At 55.2% G+C, this 15,053-nt stretch carries 13 protein-coding genes and 1 pseudogene; 3 read left to right on the forward strand and 11 right to left on the reverse strand.

What is annotated here, in order from left to right:
• Nucleotides 1-38 precede the first annotated feature (38 nt).
• Entirely contained in the window at nt 39-1,706 is a 1,668-nt protein-coding gene (gene ettA, locus N5923_RS12625; protein WP_267141336.1) for an energy-dependent translational throttle protein EttA, read from the forward strand.
• A 55-nt stretch (nt 1,707-1,761) separates the two neighbouring features.
• Here the strand turns inward: ettA and N5923_RS12630 are convergent, their stop codons facing one another.
• Nucleotides 1,762-2,655: a siderophore-interacting protein gene (locus N5923_RS12630; protein WP_267141337.1), complete on the reverse strand. Its 894-nt coding sequence runs from the start codon at nt 2,653-2,655 to the stop codon at nt 1,762-1,764.
• Between the two features lie 122 nt (nt 2,656-2,777).
• Complete coding sequence (locus N5923_RS12635; RefSeq protein WP_267141370.1) at nt 2,778-3,674, reverse strand: LysR family transcriptional regulator; 897 nt, start codon at nt 3,672-3,674, stop codon at nt 2,778-2,780.
• Between the two features lie 96 nt (nt 3,675-3,770).
• Between N5923_RS12635 and N5923_RS12640 the strand changes: the two genes are divergently transcribed.
• Nucleotides 3,771-4,772 carry a zinc-binding alcohol dehydrogenase family protein gene (locus tag N5923_RS12640; RefSeq protein WP_267141371.1) on the forward strand — a complete coding sequence of 334 codons (1,002 nt, stop codon included), beginning with the start codon at nt 3,771-3,773 and terminating at the stop codon, nt 4,770-4,772.
• A 64-nt stretch (nt 4,773-4,836) separates the two neighbouring features.
• Here N5923_RS12640 and N5923_RS12645 read toward each other — a convergent pair whose 3' ends face one another.
• The 5 genes and pseudogenes from N5923_RS12645 to serB all read right to left on the reverse strand — a co-directional run bounded on the left by N5923_RS12645 (nt 4,837) and on the right by serB (nt 9,311).
• Entirely contained in the window at nt 4,837-5,154 is a 318-nt protein-coding gene (locus N5923_RS12645; protein ID WP_267141338.1) for a helix-turn-helix domain-containing protein, read from the reverse strand.
• A pseudogene (locus tag N5923_RS12650) lies at nt 5,144-5,500 on the reverse strand (type II toxin-antitoxin system RelE/ParE family toxin). The gene N5923_RS12645 and the pseudogene N5923_RS12650 overlap by 11 nt, the downstream one beginning before the upstream one ends.
• Nucleotides 5,501-5,634: 134 nt before the next feature.
• Nucleotides 5,635-6,864, reverse strand: coding sequence for a multifunctional transcriptional regulator/nicotinamide-nucleotide adenylyltransferase/ribosylnicotinamide kinase NadR (gene nadR, locus N5923_RS12655; RefSeq protein ID WP_267141339.1), 1,230 nt, complete (start codon nt 6,862-6,864; stop codon nt 5,635-5,637).
• Between the two features lie 72 nt (nt 6,865-6,936).
• Nucleotides 6,937-8,319, reverse strand: coding sequence for a DNA repair protein RadA (gene radA / locus N5923_RS12660; RefSeq protein WP_017800588.1), 1,383 nt, complete (start codon nt 8,317-8,319; stop codon nt 6,937-6,939).
• A gap of 14 nt (nt 8,320-8,333) precedes the next feature.
• Nucleotides 8,334-9,311 carry a phosphoserine phosphatase gene (gene serB, locus N5923_RS12665; protein ID WP_267141340.1) on the reverse strand — a complete coding sequence of 326 codons (978 nt, stop codon included), beginning with the start codon at nt 9,309-9,311 and terminating at the stop codon, nt 8,334-8,336.
• 152 nt (nt 9,312-9,463) lie between these two features.
• On the opposite strand from serB, the gene N5923_RS12670 reads away from it, so the two are divergent.
• Nucleotides 9,464-10,138, forward strand: a complete 675-nt coding sequence (locus tag N5923_RS12670) for a YtjB family periplasmic protein (protein WP_267141341.1) — start codon at nt 9,464-9,466, stop codon at nt 10,136-10,138.
• Here N5923_RS12670 and yjjJ read toward each other — a convergent pair whose 3' ends face one another.
• The 4 genes from yjjJ to deoA form a co-directional block, all read right to left on the reverse strand.
• Nucleotides 10,139-11,467 carry a type II toxin-antitoxin system HipA family toxin YjjJ gene (gene yjjJ, locus N5923_RS12675; RefSeq protein ID WP_267141342.1) on the reverse strand — a complete coding sequence of 443 codons (1,329 nt, stop codon included), beginning with the start codon at nt 11,465-11,467 and terminating at the stop codon, nt 10,139-10,141.
• Between the two features lie 151 nt (nt 11,468-11,618).
• Nucleotides 11,619-12,338, reverse strand: coding sequence for a purine-nucleoside phosphorylase (gene deoD / locus N5923_RS12680; RefSeq protein WP_267141343.1), 720 nt, complete (start codon nt 12,336-12,338; stop codon nt 11,619-11,621).
• Nucleotides 12,339-12,409: 71 nt separating this feature from the next.
• Nucleotides 12,410-13,633, reverse strand: a complete 1,224-nt coding sequence (gene deoB, locus N5923_RS12685; protein WP_267141344.1) for a phosphopentomutase — start codon at nt 13,631-13,633, stop codon at nt 12,410-12,412.
• A 71-nt stretch (nt 13,634-13,704) separates the two neighbouring features.
• The gene (gene deoA / locus N5923_RS12690) at nt 13,705-15,027 is read right to left on the reverse strand and encodes a thymidine phosphorylase (RefSeq protein WP_267141345.1); all 1,323 of its coding nucleotides are present in this window, start codon (nt 15,025-15,027) and stop codon (nt 13,705-13,707) included.
• Nucleotides 15,028-15,053 lie beyond the last annotated feature (26 nt).

Raw genomic sequence — 15,053 nt, forward strand, 5'->3', positions numbered from 1 at the left:
CCCAACACCAACACAGACCTTAAGAGGCTCATTTTAACGTGGCTCAATTCGTCTATAGCATGCATCGCGTCGGCAAAGTGGTTCCGCCGAAGCGTCACATTCTCAAAAATATTTCACTGAGCTTTTTCCCGGGCGCGAAAATCGGCGTGCTGGGTCTGAATGGCTCCGGTAAATCCACCCTGCTGCGCATCATGGCCGGTATCGATAAAGATATCGAAGGCGAAGCGCGTCCACAGCCCGGTCTGAAAATCGGCTACCTGCCGCAGGAACCGCAGCTGAATCTCGACCATACGGTGCGTGAATCCGTTGAAGAAGCGGTCGCGGAAGTGGTCGGCGCGCTGAAACGTCTTGATGAAGTGTACGCACTTTATGCTGAACCAGAAGCGGACTTCGACAAGCTGGCGGCCGAACAGGGCAAGCTGGAAGAGATTATCCAGGCGCACGATGGCCATAACCTGAACAGCCAGCTGGAGCGTGCGGCCGATGCCCTGCGCCTGCCGGACTGGGATGCCAAAGTCGCCAATCTTTCCGGTGGTGAGCGTCGCCGCGTCGCGCTGTGTCGTCTGCTGCTGGAAAAACCCGATATGCTGCTGCTTGATGAGCCAACCAACCACCTGGATGCCGAATCCGTGGCCTGGCTTGAGCGCTTCCTGCATGACTTCGAAGGGACGGTAGTGGCGATTACCCATGACCGTTACTTCCTCGATAACGTTGCAGGCTGGATTCTGGAACTTGACCGCGGTGAAGGTATTCCATGGGAAGGTAACTACTCCTCATGGCTGGAGCAGAAAGATCAGCGTCTGGCGCAGGAAGCCTCTTCGGAAGCGGCGCGTCGTAAGTCGATTGAAAAAGAGCTGGAGTGGGTGCGTCAGGGCGCCAAAGGCCGTCAGTCGAAAGGCAAAGCACGTCTGGCGCGCTTTGAAGAGCTGAACAGCACCGAATATCAGAAGCGTAACGAAACCAACGAACTGTTTATCCCGCCAGGCCCGCGCCTCGGCGATAAAGTGGTTGAGGTTAACGGCCTGAGCAAGTCCTACGGCGACCGCGTACTGATTGACGATCTTAGCTTCTCCGTACCGAAAGGCGCGATTGTCGGCATTATCGGCGCCAACGGTGCCGGTAAATCGACCCTGTTCCGTATGTTATCCGGTCAGGAACAGCCAAACGGCGGCAGCATTGAGCTGGGCGATACCGTGAAGCTGGCTTCCGTCGATCAGTTCCGTGATTCAATGGATAATTCGAAAACCGTCTGGGAAGAAGTGTCCGGCGGTCAGGATATTATGCGTATCGGTACCACCGAGATGCCAAGCCGCGCTTACGTTGGCCGCTTTAACTTTAAAGGCGTCGATCAGGGTAAACGTGTTGGCGAGCTGTCCGGTGGTGAGCGTGGCCGTCTGCATCTGGCTAAGCTGCTGCAGGTTGGCGGCAATATGTTACTGCTCGATGAACCGACCAATGACCTCGATATTGAAACCCTGCGCGCACTGGAGAACGCCCTGCTGGAGTTCCCGGGCTGTGCCATGGTGATCTCGCATGACCGCTGGTTCCTTGACCGTATTGCGACCCATATCCTCGACTATCAGGATGAAGGTAAGGTCGAATTCTTCGAAGGTAACTTTACCGAATACGAAGAGTATAAGAAGCGTACACTTGGTGCCGAGGCGCTGGAGCCAAAACGCATCAAATATAAACGTATGACGAAATAGCATCAGGCGTTTACCGGGGCGGCGAAAACGCCGCCCCTGCATATGTAACCCCGTCTTAAGGACGGCGTCCACGACTCCAATACGCCATAAAACTGATAGTGTCCTGCGACAGACCGCGCTCACCAATCAGATAACGACGCAGATGCTTTACTGCGCTGGACTCTGCGGCCACCCAGCCATGGAAACGGGTATCATCACTCGCCGCCCGATCCCATAAAATCTCACCCGCTCCCTCTTCACGCAATGCCTGACCGCTCAGCGCATACTCCGGCAACGTCACATGTTGTTGCACCGCTCCCAGCAATGCTTCGCCGTAACTGGCGCCATGCTCCTCGCGCGGCAGCCAGTGTACTTCGGCGAAGGTGAACTGGCTTAAATCAACACAATCGCCGCGTTTCGGCACTTCGAGGAAAATCTGCAATTGCGGTGGATTCGCCCGCGTCGCCAGTTGCTCAAGAATGCCTTTCGCTGCGGGCAGCGCCGTCTCGTCGGCAATTACCAGCGCACGCTCCATCTGTGCGTGTGGTCGCCACTCAAAACCACCACTCTCTTCAGTATGAGCACGATTCGGCGCAACAATTTGCAGTGCGTCGCCCGGCTCTGCCGCCAGCGCCCAGGCTGAAGCCGGCCCTTCGGTGCCATGCATGACAAACTCGACTTCCATTTCGCCCGCTTCAGCATTGACCCGGCGAATGGTGTACGTGCGTGGGACTGGACGAAACTCTGCGGGCAGTGCTTTGGTCTGCTGCCACCAGTGACTTTTCGCCGTCAGTGCCGCTGGCGTGCCATTCAGCGACGGAAAAAGCAGTTTAATGCGCTGGTCCGGTCCGTCCATTTTCATCTGGCGCACCTCATCACCACTGAAAACACAGCACAGCATCGATGGAGAGAGCACCTGCTTACGCGCCAGTACCACATTAAATAAACGATAACCCTCAACCGCCGCCATAAAACCGCCTCTGATTACTTAGGGAAACATTACAGGGGAGGAAGAATAGCAAAGGTAAATGATAATGAGAATGCGAATTAAACCCATACTATTGTGCAGGATTTAATCTGCCAGCGCGATTGTCAGCTATAGAACTCGCGAAACACCGGTGAGCTGAGGGCGAAATCAATAAAGCAGGCCAGCGCAGGGGAGTTGAGTTTGCGGCTCGGATAGACCAGCCATAACTCATTGCCCTCCACCTGCCACTGCGGCAGTACCTGCTCCAGCGCCTGCTGCTGCATCAGCTGATGGGTTAAAAAACGTGGCAACAGCGTAATTCCCGCCCCCTGCAATGCGCACTCACGCGCATAAATCAGGTTATCGGTCATATGTGCTGGCGGTAAAAGCCAGTTATGCCACTCCTCGCCGCGTGTCAGCAGCCACTCGCTCCAGGCACGATGAGCAATGCAGCGGTGTTGCGCCAGTTGCTGCGGGTGCAGGATAGCTGGATGTTGCGCAAGGTAAACCGGCGAAGCCACCAGCAGCCGCTGGCAGTAGCCAATACGACGGCCAATCAGCGAGGAGTCCTGCGGCTTGCCAGTACGTAACGCAATATCGAACCCCTCCTGCACCAGATCGCGAATATCGTCAGACACCGACACTTCGAGGGTAACATCGGGGAACTGCTGCTGAAACTGTGTGTTACAGCGCGCCAGCAGCGTGGCGCCAATCCCTGCCGGACTGGTGATGCGCAAACGGCCGCTGGGGTTGGCGCGCAGGCGTTCAATCGCCTGCCCGGCGCGCTCGCTGGCCTGCAACATTTCCTGGCAGTGAATCAGATAGCGCTCACCGGCAAAAGTAAGATTCAGCTGGCGCGTGGTGCGATTCAGTAACCGCAAACCGAGCGCCTGCTCCAGCTGGCTGATGCGCTGGCTGACGCTGGATTTTGGCAGTCCGGCACGCGCCGCCGCCGCCGTAAAGCTGCCGCTTTCCGCCACCAACGCAAACAGCGCCATATCCTGTAACTGTTTAAACATTATTGTTCATCCTGGACGAACACTCTGTCATTGATTGTCCATCTTATCACTTCAGTAAACAGCTTCTACACTTAAGCCACTTTACTCAGGAGCATAATGATGAATAACCGAGCGATTGCGATTAACCCGGAAAATCCGGCACAGTTTATTGAGATCCATCCAGAGACGCCGACGCCGGGCGAATATGACCTGCTGGTTGCGGTGAAAGCCGCCTCGGTCAATCCGGTAGATACCAAGGTGCATAAAGGCGCGCAGAGCAGCGGTCTGCAGGTTCCGCGTATTCTCGGCTGGGATGCCAGCGCGATTGTGCAGGCTACCGGCAGCAAAGTCAGCGGTTTTAACGTCGGCGATGAAGTTTACTATGCCGGTGATATCACCCGTCCGGGCAGCAACAGCACGCTACAGCTGGTTGATGCCCGTATTACCGGCCATAAACCGCAAAGCCTCGACTGGGCCGCCGCGGCCGCCGTGCCCCTGACCGCGCTGACAGCGTGGGAAGGTCTGTTTGAACGCCTGAATATTCAGCATGCCGCAGAAGGCAAAACCCTGCTGATTGTTGGCGGCGCGGGCGGTGTCGGCTCACTGGCGATCCCGTTTGCCAAACTCAACAGCAAAGTGAAAGTGATTGCCACCGCCTCACGCCCGGACTCCGTGCAGTGGTGTCTGGATCGCGGCGCTGACCTGACGATTAACTATCAGGATATGGCCACTGAGCTGGAGAAGCACGGTCTGAAACAGGTGGATTATATCTTCTGCCTCAATGATACCGATGGTCACTGGGAGACGCTGGCACAGCTGATTGCGCCGCAGGGCCATATCTGCACTATCGTGGAAAATTCCCGACCGCTGGATATGACCCAGCTGAAGCTGAAAAGCGCGGCGCTGCACTGGGAGCTGATGTATACCCGCAGCATGTTTAACACGCCGGATATCGCACGTCAGGGAGAGATCCTGAATGAAGTGGCCAGCCTGCTGGATGCCGGTAAGTTAAGCACCACGCTAAATGAAACCCTGTCGGGACTGAGTGTGGAAACCCTGACTGCCGCCCACCAGCGGGTGCTGGAAGGCCATATGCGTGGGAAAGTAGTGATCGTGTATTAAGGTTGCCCAGGACAGGGCGGCGAGGACGCCGCCCTGGATCGTGGATTATTTTCCGCCCGATTTATCAGGCAAATACGACTTTCAAACTACCCGGCGTCAGGCGTGGTTTCCCGACGACAATTTGTATATCACGTCCTAAACGGGTCAGACATTCCAGCATTTTAGCTTCGCTAATCCCGCGAAATTGCCCGCGCAGCAGATTAGACAGTTTTGGCTGAGTCATACCCAGAAGTTTTGCTGCCTGATCCTGAGTCAGGTTACGGCTTTTAATGATGCTGCCAATCGTCGCAGCAAGCTGTGCTTTTACCAGCATTTCTTCAGAATCATTCAGGCCAATGTCGGCATAAACATTGCCGCTGCTGATTTCAATATCATGGCTCATAGCAAACTCCTTTAGCATGGTTTTCTGCGGATTTCAGCCTTTCACGTATCTTATTCATGTCTGGTTTTGGTGTGGTAATTCCGGTTAACGATTTTTTCTGGAATACATGCAGGACATACATCACGTCACCGAAGTTGACGGTATACACTGCCCGATAAGTATTGCTGAAATAATCTTCTACCACTTCCAGCACGCCAGCCCCGCCAAATCCCTATAGTGGTTTGGCCTGGGGATGTTTACCTCCACGCTGCGCCAGATGTAAGGCATAGCCGAAAGTATCCTGTACATCTTCAGGTAACGACTGAAGATCTTTTTTACTGCTACCAATCCAATATAGTGTTTTCATCCGCGTCATCCATTCGTCGGTTTATACCTATATGGGTATAAATTAGCGTAGCAACTGGTCAATACCCAGTCAATTGATTTAAGTCAGCAGGTGACAACCTCAGCGTAATTTTAGGGGAATTGGGGAAACAGGAATCACCTGTCCCCCAGCATCTCTTTAACCAGTTCCACGCAGCGCAGAAAACGACTGTCATAATCGTCTTCTTCCACATGCACATAGGGAATATGGTTGGCATCCAGCATGGTGACCAGCAGATCCTGAAACTCTTTACGATCCACCGAGCTGCCAAGGCTGCGTAAACCGTCCGCCACCCAGGGCACATTGTTCTCCACCAGGATCACCAGGTCAAAGCGATACTCATCGATTAGCGCCTGCACAAACGGATGCTCGCGCCCTTCATACTTTTTACAGAACGCCTGGGTAGTGACAAAATCGGTATCGATAAAGGCCACTTTATTGGCGTACTTCACCGCAAAATCGATATATTGCGCCTGCCCCAGCGCGATCTTGTCATAGTCGGAATATTGCAGCGCCATCTCATCGCCACCAAGGTGGGAAAAGACATAATCACGGCCAAACTCCCACGCACTGGTGGTATTAAAGATATTCGCCAGCTTATTAACCAGCGTCGATTTACCGCTGGATTCGCCGCCGAGGATCGCCACAGTGCGCACAAAAAACGGCTTCACTTCGGTCGGAATATAGTCCCAGTAGCGGAAAGGATCCTGACGAATCTGCGCGCCACTGATACTCATAAAGGATCGCTTCGGATCAATCAGCACCGCTTCAATACCCAGATGGGCTGAATATTGCGGCGCATCCTGCTCTTCGCTGGTATAGACGCGATTAGGCTCAATCCCCTGCTGCGCCATAAAGGCGCTAATGCCTTCACTCCAGACATCCCAGCCGTGCGGATAAGGCTCCATGCCCTCTTCGTTAAAGGAGTGGATACGAATATTTTTCTGATACTTAAATGTTTGCAGCAACCAGCGCAGGCGATCGCTGATGGTCGGCTGCTGTGACATGGCGCTGTTTTCAAACAGCATGCGGTCACGCGGCTCGTCGTAGCCCATAATGATATGCAGTTCGTCGACCTGACTGCAGGCGCGCTGAATCAGATAGATATGGCCGGTATGCAGCGGGTAAAACTTACCGAACACCACGCCGATGGTTTTCTCACGACGCGGGAACTCCAGACCTAAGTAGCGGTGGATCGCTTCCAGCTTCTGTGCACTGGGACTTTTGATTTTCGCATTCAGTAACTGGCTAAGATAGCCTTTGGTCATGCCGCTGGCATCCGCCACCTGTTGCAGGGTATAGCCCTGCTGGCGAATGGCCGTTTTCAGATAATCAAATGACGACATGAAATGCCTCCTGCATGTCACTGCGCAATAACCGCTAAGAATCTGCAGCCGGACATCGCCCGGCGCAGGAAATTATAGATCTTCCAGAATCGCCAGCGCATCCGCCAGTTTCTTCACACCAAACACCTGCATACCTTCCGGCGGCTTTTTCGGTACATTGGCTATCGGCACGATGGCGCGGCGGAAACCGTGTTTTGCGGCTTCTGAGATACGCTCCTGACCACTCGGCACCGGGCGGATCTCGCCTGCCAGTCCCACTTCGCCAAATACCACTAAATCCTGAGGCAGCGGACGGTCGCGCAGGCTGGAAACCATCGACAGCATCAGCGCCAGATCGGCGCTGGTTTCGGTGACTTTCACGCCGCCAACCACATTCACAAACACATCCTGGTCGGCCATCTGCAGGCCGCCGTGACGGTGCAATACCGCCAGCAGAATCGCCAGACGGTTCTGCTCCAGCCCTACCGCCACGCGACGCGGGTTGCCCATCATCGAGTGATCGACCAGCGCCTGAATCTCCACCAGCAAGGGGCGTGTACCTTCCCACAGCACCATAACCGAGCTGCCGGAAGTCACTTCATCGCCGCGCGACAGGAAGATTGCCGAGGGATTACTCACCTCACGCAATCCCTGTTCGGTCATGGCGAACACGCCCAGCTCATTCACCGCACCAAAACGGTTTTTATGGCTGCGCAGCGTGCGATAACGCGAATCGGCATCGCCATCCAGCAGCACCGAACAGTCAATACAGTGTTCCAGCACTTTCGGACCCGCCAGCGAACCATCTTTTGTTACATGGCCGACCATCACAATGGCGACGCCACGGGTTTTGGCAAACCGCGTCAGATAAGCCGCGGTTTCACGCACCTGCGCCACGCTGCCGGGTGATGACTGGATATCCGCCATATGCATCACCTGGATCGAGTCGATCACCATCAGCTTTGGCTGCTCCTGCTCGGCGATCAGGCAGATCTGCTCGATGCTGGTTTCCGACAGCATAAACAGGTTTTCCGTCGGTAAGCCTAAACGGTGGGCGCGCATCGCCACCTGTTGCAGCGACTCTTCGCCAGTGACGTACAGGGTTTTCATCCCTTCGGAGAGGCGACACAGAGTTTGCAGCAGCAAGGTACTTTTACCGGCGCCCGGGCTACCGCCAATCAGAATCGCACTGCCAGGCACCACGCCGCCGCCGAGCACGCGGTCGAACTCTTTAAAACCGGTGGAAAAACGCGGCAGCGCTTCAAGGCTGATCTCGGAGAGCTTCTGCACCTTACTTGGGCCGGCGCTGCCAGCATAGCCTGACAGGCGTTCATTGCGCGCAACAGCGGGTGATGCGGCAAGGCGCACTTCAGTAATGGTGTTCCACGCCTGGCAGGCGCTACATTGCCCCTGCCAGCGCGGGTAGTCTGCGCCACATTCGTTACACACGAAGGCGCGTTTTACCGCCTTTGCCAAATTTTATCCTTAGATTAACGCTCTTCGTGAACCAGGCTGCCGCTGAGAATACAGAACACCCCCATCAGGTCCGCATGACGGATGGTCACTTCGGTTTTTTCATTGACTTTCGGTTTGGCGTGATAGGCCACGCCGAGCGACGCGGCGGCGATCATTGGCAGATCGTTAGCACCGTCGCCGATCGCCACGGTTTGCCCTTCAGCAATCTCATATTTTTTCGCCAGATTCAGCAGCGTCTGCGCTTTAAACTTCGCATCAACGATCTGACCGATCACTTCACCAGTCAGCTTGCCGTCGCGGATCTCCAGCTCATTGGCCACCACCGCCGACAGATGCAGCTTATCGCGCAGATATTCGGCGAACCAGGTAAAGCCGCCGGAAGCGATCGCCACCTGCCAGCCCAGCGCCTGTAGCTTCTGCACCAGCGTGGTTAAGCCTGGCATTAATGGCAGTTCATCGCGAACCTGCTGCAGAATATTGGCATCGGCATCTTTTAATGTTGCCACGCGCTGACGCAGGCTGGCGGCAAAATCGAGCTCGCCGCGCATCGCACGTTCAGTGACTTCCGCCACCAGCTCACCGCTGCCGGCCAGTTTGGCGATCTCATCGATGCATTCGATCTGAATCGCGGTGGAATCCATATCCATCACCAGCAGACCTGGTGTTTTCAGGTAAGGAATTTTGCCCAGCGGCGCCACATCCAGCCCGGAGTCATGCGCCAGTCTGGTGGCGCGCGGGGTCAGCGATCCCGCCAGGCGAATCACCTGATAATCATCAACACACCATGCACTGACGATCACCATCGCCGCGCCCAGCTGATGCTGGTAATGTGTAAGACGATCTTTATCGAGCTGACGCCCATAAAGCAACCAGCCGGTACGTCCGGCGCGATAATCCAGTGGCATCACTTCGTCGCCGCTGAGAGAAAGAGGTAAACCCGGCCACAGAGAGACATCGGAAGGCAGGTCACACCAGGTCAGACGATTTGGCATTACAGCTCCTGTTAAGGACATTACAGGCTGGGTAAAATTGCTTAACACAACCTAACAAAACCACGCAAGAGGCTACCTTGTATGCTGCGCTTCTGGCAACATAAAGTGTCGAAAACAGCTGCGTAGCTGTTCACAAAATTTAAAGGTTTGAGATGGCAAAAGCCAAACTGAAATTTCGTCTGCACCGCACTGTGATTGTCCTGATCTGTCTGACGTTGCTGGTTGTGCTGATGCAGGGCGCCTCATGGTTCAGTCTCGGCCATCAGATGGCCCGTTCCGAGCAGGTCGAGGAGCTGGCGCGCACCCTGACGAAACAGGTTGCTTTCAGCCTGACACCATTAATGGAGAATGGCGACGACAACCGTCAGCAAATCCAGGCGCTGCTGGCGCAGATGACCGATCACAGCCGTATTCTGGATGCTTCGGTATATAACGATGACGGCACGCTGCTGGCACGCAGTGGCGAAAATATCAATGTGCGCGATCGGCTGGCCATCGACGGTAAGCGTGCTGGCAGCTACTTTAACCATCAGATTGTGCAGCCGCTCGACAGCAATGGCGGTCCGCTTGGTTTTCTGCGCGTCACGCTGGACACGCATGTGCTGGTGACGGAAGCCAAGCAGGTGGATAACACCACCAATATTCTGCGTCTGATGATGCTGCTGGCGCTGGCGATTGGCATTATCCTGACCCGCACCCTGCTGCGCGACCGCCGCACCCGCTGGCAGCAATCACCGTTCCTGCTGACGGCCAGCAAGCCGGTTAAAGAGGATGATGAGGAAGAGCGCGACGCAGAAGCGACGCCAAAAGCGGAAGAGAAAAGCTGATCAGGCCATACGCCTGATCTGTGTTTCCAGTTGAGTCACCTGTTGCAACATCTCAGCCGCCAGCCGACGAAAACCGGCGCTGATTGCCTGATCCTGTGCCAGCCTCTGCCAGTAATCACAGGCGATGACCCAGGCCAGCTGCCAGATCTCCTGTGATACGCGGCTATCCAGTTCGGTGGCCGCCACCGTGTCGCGCATATATCCGGCGCTGTTGGGCGCAAAAGACATCGGCAACATATCGTAAGCCGGAGCAAGTGCCAGCGGCAGCGACTGATACCAGAACGACAGATTACCCGCGTGCATATCCCCATTAGCGATCAGGCGGCCAAAGGCCCACAGTAACGTGCCGCGCTGGGCACTCTCTTCATCAATGACGTCATCGTCCGCCAGCTCACGCAACGCTACCGGCCAGGATGCCTGCAAACCGGCAAACTCCGCCAGCACCGCTTCCAGCGACACCAGGCCGCATCGTCCACCGATGCCAATGCGGTCAAAACGTTCCACCTCGAGAAACAGTTGCTGGCTGGCGCTCTGCAGCAGGTTGCATGCTGCAGCGTCGATGCCGTACTGCCGCAACAGCGCCAGCGCCAGCGCCTCGGCACGCAGCAGATCGCGCCAGCGCTGGCTATTTTCATTGTCGCGCGCTGGAGTAAATTTCACTAACAGATGCGCATCCCGACCCTGCCAGCTGGCATAACAGGCGAATTTCGGCTGCTCCCCCCCCACTGATGATCCCACTTCTTCGCCAGCCAGTACGCGCGACGCCATCTCGGGATAGCGGGTCGGTTTCTGTTGCTGACTGATGGCTTGCGGGTGTGTGCTGAGCCACTGCCGGTAAGTTTGCTCGCCCACCAGCCAGTTACCGCCAATATCCGCGCCATGAGTCGCCAGCGCCAGCAGACTGTGCTCGTCATTCCATAGCCGGATATCCTCAGGTAAACCCAGTTGCTGTGCCAGTTCACGCCCCCATGCGCGCCCTAAAAAACCCTGCGGACGCATATCGTTGATAAACCACGGCAGCCCCGGATAGTGTTGCCACTGCCCCTGCGTATCACAAATCACACAGCTCCCCACAGGCCAGATATTATAGAGCTGGCCTGCGGCGTATGCCCGTCCCTGCTCATCCACTTGCCATAACGGAAATACCGCATCACCACGCAACGGCCGCAACAAGGCGTAACGCGTTGCCCGCGCCTTACCAAACTTCAGGATGCTGTCGCCCTCGCTGGCCAGCCGCCGCGACAACGTTGCCTGACTGATATTCAGCCGGATCTGCAAGGTGCCACTATCCAGCGGCCCGTGCAGCAGTAATGCGCTTAGATCGGTCATAGTGAATAGATTTATGAATAGATACTTGAATAGATAATATAACAGTAAATGTACAGCAGACGCGGGTTAACGCAAGAGGAAGATGTGTTCAGTGAATAGATACTATGACAGATATGAGCGGCGAGAACGCCGCCCATGCAGCCGTATAAAGTTACTCTTGATCGCCTAACAGCACAGATTCCAGGGCGATATGAATCATATCGCTAAAGGTGGTCTGACGCTCAGCGGCGGTGGTCTGCTCGTGAGTACGAATATGGTCCGACACAGTACAGATGGTCAGGGCTTTCGCGCCAAACTCCGCCGCCACGCCGTAGATGCCCGCGGCTTCCATTTCCACACCGAGAATACCGTATTTTTCCATAACATCAAACATTTGCGGGTCTGGTGTATAGAACAGATCGGCAGAGAAGATATTGCCAACGCGCGCATCCACACCCAGTGTTTTAGCAGCATCAACCGCGTTACGCACCATATCGAAATCCGCAATCGCCGCAAAGTCATGATCTTTAAAACGCATGCGGTTCACTTTGGAATCGGTGCAGGCGCCCATACCAATCACCACATCGCGCAGTTTCACATCAGCACGTACCGCACCACATGAACCGACACGAATGATTTTCTTCACACCAAACTCGGTGATCAGCTCTTTGGCATAAATCGAGCAAGATGGAATGCCCATACCGTGACCCATCACGGAAATTTTACGGCCTTTATAGGTGCCGGTGTAACCCAGCATGCCGCGCACATTATTTACTTCAACCGCATCCTGCAGGAAGGTTTCGGCAATATGTTTCGCGCGCAGCGGATCGCCTGGCATCAGTACCACGTCCGCGAAGTCACCCATTTCAGCATTAATATGAGGCGTTGCCATCTTGTTATCCTTTATTAGTTCAATACAAAGGCCGTCAGCAACGGCCTTAAAACAGGTTGTCAGTGCTGCAATTACAGCATGCTTTTGCCGTAATCCATCGCCGAGAGACCAAAATATTTCGCCACCGTCTGACCGATATCAGCAAAGGTTTCGCGATGACCCAGCGAACCTGGCTTCACTTGCGGACCGTAAATCATAATCGGAATATGCTCGCGCGTATGTTCGGTCCCGTGCCAGGTTGGGTCGCAACCGTGGTCGGCGGTGAGGATCAGAATATCATCCTCTTTTACCAGCGCCATTAACTCCGGCAAACGGCGGTCAAACAGCTCCAGTCCGCCCGCATAACCGGCAACATCGCGACGGTGGCCCCAGGTGGAGTCAAAGTCGACAAAGTTAGTAAATACAATGGCGTTATCCGGAGCGCTCTGCATCTCTTTGATGGTGGCGTCGAACAGCGCATCCAGACCGGTGGCTTTCACCTTTTTGGTAATACCAACATGGGCATAGATATCAGCGATTTTACCGACCGAGATCACTTCCCCGCCCTGCTCATCCACCAGTTTTTTCAGGACGGTGGGCGCTGGTGGCTCAACCGCCAGATCGTGACGATTACCGGTACGCTCGAAATGGCCGGCTTTATCACCAATAAACGGACGCGCAATCACGCGGCCAATATTGTAGCCACCTTCGGTCAGCTCTTCACGGGCAATTTCGCACAGTTCATACAGACGGTCGAGGCCAAAGGTCTCTTCATGACAGGCAATCTGGAACACCGAGTCAGCAGAAGTATAGAAAATCGGCTTACCGCTTTTCATATGCTCTTCGCCCAGCTGATCAAGCACTACCGTCCCGGAAGAGTGGCAGTTACCGAGATAGCCCGGCAGATTTGCGCGCTCTACCAGCTTATCCAGCAACGCCTGGGGAAAGCTGTTCTCTTTGTCAGTGAAATAACCCCAGTCAAACAGCACCGGCACACCGGCAATTTCCCAGTGGCCTGACGGCGTATCTTTACCGGAAGAGAGTTCTTTGGCATAAGCGTAAGCACCGATAATTTCGGCGTTTTTATCCAGTCCTGGCGGAAATTTACCGGTGGACTCTTCCGCCGCTTTCCCCAGACCCAGCGCGCTGAGATTAGGCAGCTGTAAAGGGCCTTTACGGCCGATATCCGCTTCACCTTTAAAGCATGCTTCGGCAATGTGGCCAAGGGTATCAGAACCCTCATCACCGAACTTGTCAGCGTCTTTACTGGCACCGATTCCGAAGGAATCGAGCACCATAATAAATGCACGTTTCATCCTGCTCTCCTGCGTATGCACGCGATGCGGATTAAAAAATAGCGATCAGATCAGTATACCCGAATTGATGGTTATGCGCTGATTCTGCGATAGATAACGGGCGTCGTCGCTGGCGCACTGTCGCTCAGTTTAATCGCTGACTTTAGCGCATGCGCCGCTTCCTGCCAGCCAGATTCGCTGGCGGCATGAATCACCGCCAGTGGACGATGAGCATCAATATGATCGCCCAGCTGCGCCATATCACTGAGTCCGACGCTGTAGTCGATACTGTCCGTGGCGCGACGACGACCGCCACCCATTGCAACGACCGCCATCCCCAGCGCACGGGTATCCATCGCGCTGACAATACCCGGACGATCGGCATAGACCGCTTTACTGAGCATCGGCGCCGGTAAATAGCTGTCCAGCTTGTCGATAAAGTCGATCGGACCTTTCTGCGCCGCAACCATACGGGCAAACACCTCGGCGGCTTTACCGTTATCCAGCACCTGTTGCAGTTTTGCGCGCGCATCAGCGTCATCGCTGGCCAGCCCAGCGGAAAGCAGCATCTCGCTGCACAGCGCCATGGTGACTTCCAGCAAACGCGGATTACGGTATTCGCCGGTCAGGAACTGCACCGCTTCGCGCACTTCCAGCGCGTTACCGGCGCTGGAGGCCAGCACCTGATTCATATCGGTCAGCAACGCGGTGGTTTTGCACCCGGCGCCGTTAGCCACGCCCACGATCGCCTGCGCCAGCAGTTCTGATTGTTCGAAAGTCGGCATAAAAGCGCCGGACCCCACTTTGACATCCATCACCAGCGCATCCAGCCCTTCGGCCAGCTTTTTCGCCAGAATCGATGCGGTAATCAGCGGGATCGAATCCACCGTCGCGGTAATGTCACGGGTAGCGTAGAAACGTTTATCCGCCGGTGCCAGCGAGCTGGTCTGGCCGATAATGGCCACGCCCACCTCTTTGATAATACGGCGGAAAGCGTCATCTTCCGGGAAGATATCAAAGCCGGGTATCGCTTCGAGTTTATCAAGAGTGCCGCCGGTATGGCCGAGGCCACGGCCGGAGATCATCGGCACATAACCACCACAGGCGGCAATCATCGGCCCCAGCATCAGGGAAGTGACATCGCCGACGCCACCGGTGGAGTGCTTATCGACAATCGGACCATTAAGTTGCAGGGATTGCCAGTTCAGTACCGTGCCTGAATCACGCATCGCCATAGTCAGCGCGACACGTTCCGGCAGGGACATATCATGGAACCAGATGGTCATCGCCAGCGCGGCGATCTGCCCTTCAGAGACGGTATTGTCGCGCACGCCATTAATAAAAAAACGGATTTCTTCGTCGTTAAGGGTCAGGCCATCGCGCTTTTTACGGATAATTTCTTGCGGCAGAAACAAGGTAACCCCCTATTCGGTACCAACAT

It is taken from the genome of Winslowiella arboricola (assembly GCF_025527015.1).
Lineage (GTDB): Bacteria > Pseudomonadota > Gammaproteobacteria > Enterobacterales > Enterobacteriaceae > Erwinia > Erwinia arboricola.

Excerpts from the sequence above, each read along its gene's own strand:
- N5923_RS12645 (WP_267141338.1), bottom strand. The coding sequence starts at position 5,154 with ATGAGCCATGATATTGAAATCAGCAGCGGCAATGTTTATGCCGACATT.
- deoD (WP_267141343.1), bottom strand. The coding sequence starts at position 12,338 with ATGGCAACGCCTCATATTAATGCTGAAATGGGTGACTTCGCGGACGTG.
- N5923_RS12640 (WP_267141371.1), top strand. The coding sequence starts at position 3,771 with ATGAATAACCGAGCGATTGCGATTAACCCGGAAAATCCGGCACAGTTT.
- yjjJ (WP_267141342.1), bottom strand. The coding sequence starts at position 11,467 with ATGACCGATCTAAGCGCATTACTGCTGCACGGGCCGCTGGATAGTGGC.
- deoB (WP_267141344.1), bottom strand. The coding sequence starts at position 13,633 with ATGAAACGTGCATTTATTATGGTGCTCGATTCCTTCGGAATCGGTGCC.
- serB (WP_267141340.1), bottom strand. The coding sequence starts at position 9,311 with ATGCCAAATCGTCTGACCTGGTGTGACCTGCCTTCCGATGTCTCTCTG.
- N5923_RS12670 (WP_267141341.1), top strand. The coding sequence starts at position 9,464 with ATGGCAAAAGCCAAACTGAAATTTCGTCTGCACCGCACTGTGATTGTC.
- N5923_RS12630 (WP_267141337.1), bottom strand. The coding sequence starts at position 2,655 with ATGGCGGCGGTTGAGGGTTATCGTTTATTTAATGTGGTACTGGCGCGT.
- nadR (WP_267141339.1), bottom strand. The coding sequence starts at position 6,864 with ATGTCGTCATTTGATTATCTGAAAACGGCCATTCGCCAGCAGGGCTAT.